Annotated in this window: 4 protein-coding genes and 1 pseudogene; 2 read left to right on the plus strand and 3 right to left on the minus strand. The window is 65.2% G+C overall.

What is annotated here, in order from left to right:
• Nucleotides 1-275, minus strand: a pseudogene (locus tag MOV74_RS34325) (hypothetical protein); the annotation flags it as partial.
• Between the two features lie 193 nt (nt 276-468).
• Here MOV74_RS34325 and MOV74_RS34330 point away from each other — a divergent pair.
• A complete protein-coding gene (locus tag MOV74_RS34330; RefSeq protein WP_246931405.1) occupies nt 469-1476 on the plus strand; it encodes an SIS domain-containing protein in 1008 nt (335 codons plus the stop codon).
• A 236-nt stretch (nt 1477-1712) separates the two neighbouring features.
• Here the strand turns inward: MOV74_RS34330 and MOV74_RS34335 are convergent, their stop codons facing one another.
• Nucleotides 1713-2267: a carboxymuconolactone decarboxylase family protein gene (locus MOV74_RS34335; RefSeq protein ID WP_246931406.1), complete on the minus strand. Its 555-nt coding sequence runs from the start codon at nt 2265-2267 to the stop codon at nt 1713-1715.
• A gap of 134 nt (nt 2268-2401) precedes the next feature.
• Between MOV74_RS34335 and MOV74_RS34340 the strand changes: the two genes are divergently transcribed.
• Nucleotides 2402-2680 carry a winged helix-turn-helix transcriptional regulator gene (locus MOV74_RS34340; protein ID WP_404979220.1) on the plus strand — a complete coding sequence of 93 codons (279 nt, stop codon included), beginning with the start codon at nt 2402-2404 and terminating at the stop codon, nt 2678-2680.
• Between the two features lie 115 nt (nt 2681-2795).
• Here the strand turns inward: MOV74_RS34340 and MOV74_RS34345 are convergent, their stop codons facing one another.
• Nucleotides 2796-3239 (minus strand): NfeD family protein, encoded by a 444-nt coding sequence (locus MOV74_RS34345; protein ID WP_246931408.1) that lies wholly within the window; start codon nt 3237-3239, stop codon nt 2796-2798.
• Nucleotides 3240-3355: the final 116 nt, after the last annotated feature.

The raw sequence follows: 3355 nt of genomic DNA on the forward strand, positions 1-3355 counted from the left end.
GTTTGCTGGCGCTTTCGCGGATCGGCATTGGGATCGGGTAGCGCTGGCAGCGCATCCGACGGTGCCTGCGGCACGCCCGCCGTACGGCGTGTCGGCAGCGTGTCCGGCGAGGCGAAGCCGCCGCGGTTAGGGTTGAACAAATCGGGCGTGAGGCTCTGGGCGGCCGCGGGCGCGCTTCCAAGGGCCGTCAGCGCAAGGCAGGGGACAAGGCACGGCAAAGCAGCGCACAGGAATTGCGCGCGTTTGCTCCGGCTGGTGCCTGGAGACGACCCCACGATCGAATAACTCCAACGAAATCAAACACTTTCGCAATGACGCCCACCGGCTGGCGGGAACCATCGTTAATGGAGTTAAAACAATTATGGTTAATGACCGGTTGAGGCTTCTGGTGTGCTCGTCGCCTCCAGAGCCGCGGCGTGCTAATGAGGCGCCGACCGGGCGAACGCGCCCTCCTCCCTGGACCAGAGCATGCCGAGTTCGAAACCGCTGATGACCGCATCATCCGGCCCCATCCCTGACAGCATCGAATCCGCGCTCCGCACGCTGGAGACGGAGAGCGGCGGCATCAACGCGCTCGCAGCCGCCCTGCGCGGCCCGCTAGGCGAGACGTTTGCGAGGGCTGTCGACCTGATCCGCAACTCCAAGGGCCGCGTCATCGTCACCGGGCTCGGCAAATCCGGCCACATGGGGCGCAAGATCGCCGCGACGCTGGCCTCGACCGGCACCCCCGCCTTCTTCGTGCACGCCGCAGAGGCCGGTCATGGCGACCTCGGCATGATCACCACCGACGACGTCATCATGGCGCTGTCCTGGTCCGGCGAGCAGCCGGAGATGAAGAACGTCGTGAACTATTCCGCGCGCTTCGCCATCCCCATGATCGCGGTGACCTCGAACGCGGCCTCCTCGCTCGGACAAGCCGCCGACATCGTGATCGAGCTGCCGAAGGCGCGCGAGGCGTGCCCGCACAATCTGGCGCCGACCACCTCGACCATGATGCAGGTCGCGGTCGGCGATGCCATCGCGATCGCGCTGCTCGAAGGCCGCGGCTTCACCGCGCTGGAGTTCGCGCATTTCCACCCCGGCGGCAAGCTGGGCGCAATGCTGAAATTCGTCCGCGACTACATGCGCACGGGCGCCGAGATCCCGCTCAAGCCTGAAGGCACCAAGATGTCGGAGGCCGTGGTCGAGATGTCGGCCAAGGGTCTCGGCTGCGTCTGCATCGTCAACGAAGCGAACGAGGTCGCGGGCATCATCACCGACGGCGACCTGCGCCGCCACATGCGCCCCGACCTGCTGACGGCATCGGTCGACGACATCATGACGAAGCAGCCGAAAACGGTCCCGCCCTCGATGCTCGCCACCGAGATGATCGAGGTGCTGAACACAAGCAAGATCACGACGCTGGTCGTGACCGAGGCGGGCAAGGTGGTGGGAATCGTGCATCTGCACGATCTGCTGCGGGCGGGCGTGGCGTAAGGCGCGCGCTCTCTCCGCTCGTCATTCCGGGGCGCGCCCGCTTGGGCGCGAACCCGGAATCCATTCATCTCCGAGGTTGCCGCTCGATGGATTCCGGGTTCATGCTTCGCGTGCCCCGGAATGACAGCGAGAGCGTGGCGCGTTCCTTTCCACCGTCATTGTGAGCGTAGCGAAGCATCCAGACTGCCGCCGCGAAAGCAGTCTGGATTGCTTCGTCGCAAGGGCTATGGCGGCGGTTAGACCGCTGGAAACTGCGCCGCCTTCTCCTCCAGCGGCAACCGCAGCCCGTTCGCCAGATACGACACCGTACGATAGAAGCCGCACAAGAGCATGATCTCGAGAATCTGCGCCTCGTCGTAATGTGCCGCGAGAGCCGCGTATTCCTCGTCCATGAATGTTGCACGGTGATGCAGGGCGTCCACCGCTGCGATCAGCGCCTGCTCGCCCGGTGACCAGCACGACGACGACGCATCGCCCCGCACCGTCGCACGCACTTCATCCTCCGTGAGCTTTGCAGGCCCGGCGAAGACAGCGACATGCACGCCCCATTCATATTCGCATTTGTTCAGCGCACAGGTGCGGTCGATGACGATCTCGCGCTGGCGGAGCGACAGCGGACCGGGATCGAGCAGGCCGCCGGCACGAAACTTGTCCCAGGCGCGGCTTTGACCCGCCATCACCCGGAACAGCATCAGCGGCGGCGCGCCGCGCATGATGCGATCGAACTGCGCCTGGATCTCCGGGGGATAAGGTGGGGTGAGCGGCGCAATGCGCGGCGTGGTTTGGGACATTGGCTGCCTCTCTTGCTACACTTATCGTAGCAGTACGCTACATTTTTTGTAGCAATGCGCAAGGGGCGACGATGTCGGAACGGGCAAACACGAAAACGCGTCCAGCGCGGGGATCGCGCACCGGACGGCCGATCATGGCGCTGCTGGACCTGCTCGGCCGGCGTTGGAGCCTGCGAATATTGTGGGAGTTGCGCGGCGAGCCCCTCACCTCCCGGGCATTGCGCACCGCCTGCGACGAGGCCTCACCGACAGTGCTGCAAGCGCGGCTGACGGAGTTGCGCGAAGCAGGATTCGTCGAGCTCGGCGAAGGCGGAGGTTATGGACTAACGCCGCTGGGGCGAGAATTGTGCGAGACGTTCATGCCGCTGCACCGGTTTGCGGAAAGGTGGCGCAGCAAGACCAATGCCTATTGAAACGACGCTGCGCCAACAACCTCGTCATTGCGAGCGCAGCGAAGCAATCCAGAATCTTTCCGCGGGAGAAATTCTGGATTGCTTCGTCGCAAGAGCTCCCCGCAATGACGGCGCCCTACGCAGCCGCCACGGTCAGATTCGCACCATCCACCTGCACCACCTTCACCCGCGTCCCCGCCGGCGTATCGGGCCCAGCCACGCGCCACACCGTGTCGCCGATGCGCACGGTGCCGCTGCCGTCGATGATCGGCTTCTCCAAAGTAAACTCGCGCCCGAGCAGCGCCTCGGTACGCCTGTTGAGGAAGGGGCTGGCGCTCGCATCCGGCTTCGGCCGGGCGAGGCGGCGCCACACCGGCACGGCGGCGGCGGCGAACACCGCGAACATCACGAGCTGGATCTGCCAGGACACGGCAACGGTGAACGAGATCAACCCCACCAGCAGCGCGGCGAGCCCGAGCCAGAACAGGAAGATGCCCGGCGCCATCACCTCCAGCGCCATCAGGATGAAGCCGAAGATCAGCCAGTTCCAGCTGCCGAGCGATACGAACATGTCGGTCATGACACGACCTTCTATCATTGGCGCATGCCCTATCGAAGGGTCATTGCGCCGGTGACTATCCCTGCCGCGGCGGCACCGCCGGCGGCGTGCTGCCGGTCGGCGGCACGGAGCCGGGG

The organism is Bradyrhizobium sp. SHOUNA76 (genome assembly GCF_023006445.1).
GTDB lineage: Bacteria > Pseudomonadota > Alphaproteobacteria > Rhizobiales > Xanthobacteraceae > Bradyrhizobium.